2 protein-coding genes are annotated in these 2,808 nt (G+C 60.4%); both read right to left on the minus strand.

Annotation, left to right across the window (positions count from 1 at the left end):
• Nucleotides 1-120: 120 nt before the first annotated feature.
• Nucleotides 121-1,188, minus strand: a complete 1,068-nt coding sequence (hemE, locus tag ACRESJ_RS06655; RefSeq protein ID WP_431757206.1) for a uroporphyrinogen decarboxylase — start codon at nt 1,186-1,188, stop codon at nt 121-123.
• 235 nt (nt 1,189-1,423) lie between these two features.
• Nucleotides 1,424-2,808, minus strand: a 1,385-nt coding sequence (locus ACRESJ_RS06660; RefSeq protein WP_431757207.1) for an FAD-dependent oxidoreductase, incomplete at its 5' end; no start/stop codon positions are given.

Genomic DNA, 2,808 nt, shown 5'->3' on the forward strand with positions numbered 1-2,808 from the left:
TTCAGAATGTCTGCGTTATCGTTAACGTTTTTCGCGAGCAAGCTCGCTCCTACAGTGGTCTTCGTTCGCTTAAGTGAACAGCATTACGGTATTTACCGGGCGTTTTTTATGGGGCGGCGATCACTCGTGATACTGCGCCGACAACTCGTGCACAGCACGCAGGAATGCACCCGCATGCTCCGGATCAACTTCCGGTGTGATGCCATGACCGAGGTTGAACACGTGGCCGCTGCCCTTGCCATAGCTGGCGAGAATGCGACCGACTTCGGTGCGGATCGCTTCCGGCTTGGCGTAAAGCACGGTCGGGTCCATGTTGCCTTGTAAGGCAACCTTATCGCCCACGCGGGAGCGGGCGCTGCCGATGTCGCAAGTCCAGTCCAGACCGAGAGCATCGGCGCCGGCATCGGCAATATTTTCCAGCCACAGGCCACCGCCCTTGGTGAACAGGATCACCGGTACCTTGCGTCCTTCGTGCTCACGGATCAGGCCGCTGACGATTTTTTTCATGTAGGCCAGGGAGAACTCCTGGTACGCCGCCGCCGACAGGCTGCCGCCCCAGCTATCGAAGATTTGCACCGCTTGCGCGCCAGCCAGGATCTGGCCGTTGAGGTAGCTGGTGACGGTCTGAGCGAGCTTGTCCAACAGAAGGTGCAGGGCTTGCGGGTTGTCGTAGAGCATGGTTTTGGTCTTGCGGTAGTCTTTCGACGAGCCGCCTTCGACCATGTAGGTGGCCAGGGTCCATGGGCTGCCGGCAAAACCGATCAGCGGCACGCGGCCGTTCAGTTCGCGGCGGATGGTGCTGACCGCATCCATCACGTAGCCCAGGTCTTTCTGCGGATCAGGAATCGGCAGGGCTTCGATGTCGGCCAGGGTGCTAACGACTTTCTTGAAGCGCGGACCTTCGCCGGTTTCGAAGTACAGGCCCTGGCCCATGGCATCGGGGATGGTCAGGATGTCGGAGAAGAGGATCGCCGCATCCAGTTGTGGATAACGGTCCAGCGGCTGCAGCGTGACTTCGCAAGCGAACGACGGGTTCATGCACAGGCTCATGAAATCGCCGGCCTTGGCACGGCTGGCGCGGTATTCCGGCAGGTAACGACCCGCCTGACGCATCATCCACACAGGGGTGACGTCTACGGGTTGCTTGAGCAGTGCGCGCAGGAAACGGTCGTTCTTCAGGGCAGTCATGTCGGCATCCGGAAAAAAAGTGCGGGCATTTTCTCAGAGCCGGGCGCAAAAGGCACGAATGCAGGTCAGCCTTTTGTCTATCGGGTCAATTTGTCGCATTTCTGCACCACCACAAAACACTGTGGGAGCTGACTTGCCAGCGATAGCATCACCTCGGTGTATATGAAGCACCGAGTTGTCTGCATCGCTGGCAAGCCAGCTCCCACAGGTATTGCGTTCAGCTCAGGGGCGCTGATCAGACGCCCAGGTAATCCAGAATCCCTTCAGCCGCATTACGGCCTTCGAAGATTGCGGTCACCACCAGGTCGGAACCGCGCACCATGTCGCCACCGGCGAAGATTTTCGGGTTGCTGGTCTGGTGCTTGTATTGACCTTGTTCCGGCGCCACGACGCGGCCCTGGCTGTCGGTCTGGATGCTGAACTGCTCGAACCACGGCGCCGGGCTTGGGCGGAAACCGAAGGCGATGACCACGGCGTCGGCCGGGATGATCTCTTCGGAACCCGGGATCGGCTCGGGGCTGCGACGGCCACGGGCGTCCGGTTCGCCGAGACGGGTCTCGACCACCTTCACGCCTTCGACCTTGTCTTCGCCGACAATGGCGATCGGCTGGCGGTTGTAGAGGAACTTCACGCCTTCTTCCTTGGCGTTCTTCACCTCTTTACGCGAGCCCGGCATGTTCGCTTCGTCACGACGATAGGCACAGGTCACCGACTTGGCGCCCTGGCGGATCGAAGTACGGTTGCAGTCCATCGCCGTGTCACCACCACCGAGCACCACGACCTTCTTGCCTTTCATGTCGACGAAATCTTCCGGCGACTTTTCAAAGCCCAGGTTGCGGTTGACGTTGGCGATCAGGAAGTCCAGCGCGTCATACACGCCCGGCAGGTCTTCACCGGCAAAGCCGCCCTTCATGTAGGTGTAGGTGCCCATGCCCATGAATACGGCATCGTATTCTTCGAGCAGTTGCTCCATGGTCACGTCCTTGCCCACCTCGGTGTTGAGGCGGAACTCGATGCCCATGCCGCTGAAGACTTCGCGGCGATTGCTCAGCACGGTCTTTTCCAGCTTGAACTCAGGGATACCGAAGGTCAGCAGACCACCGATTTCCGGGTTCTTGTCGAACACCACCGGAGTCACGCCGCCGCGCACCAGCACGTCGGCACAGCCCAGGCCTGCAGGGCCTGCACCGATGATCGCAACACGCTTGCCGGTTGGCTTGACCTTGGACATGTCCGGACGCCAGCCCATGGCGAACGCGGTGTCGGTGATGTACTTCTCCACCGAACCGATGGTCACCGCGCCGAAGCCGTCGTTCAGGGTGCAGGCACCCTCGCACAGACGGTCCTGCGGGCACACCCGGCCGCACACTTCCGGCAGGGTGTTGGTCTGGTGCGACAGCTCTGCGGCCTGGAGGATGTTGCCCTCGGCCACCAGCTTCAACCAGTTGGGAATGAAGTTGTGCACCGGGCACTTCCACTCGCAGTACGGGTTACCGCAACCCAGGCAGCGGTGGGCCTGGTCGGCCGACTGCTGGGGTTTGAAGGGTTCGTAGATTTCCACGAACTCTTTCTTGCGTTGACGCAACAGTTTCTTCTTCGGATCCTTGCGCCCGACCTCGA

This window comes from Pseudomonas sp., assembly GCF_050739655.1.
Taxonomy (GTDB): domain Bacteria; phylum Pseudomonadota; class Gammaproteobacteria; order Pseudomonadales; family Pseudomonadaceae; genus Aquipseudomonas.

Coding starts and splice junctions, on each gene's coding strand:
- hemE (WP_431757206.1), bottom strand. CDS start 1,188: ATGACTGCCCTGAAGAACGACCGTTTCCTGCGCGCACTGCTCAAGCAA.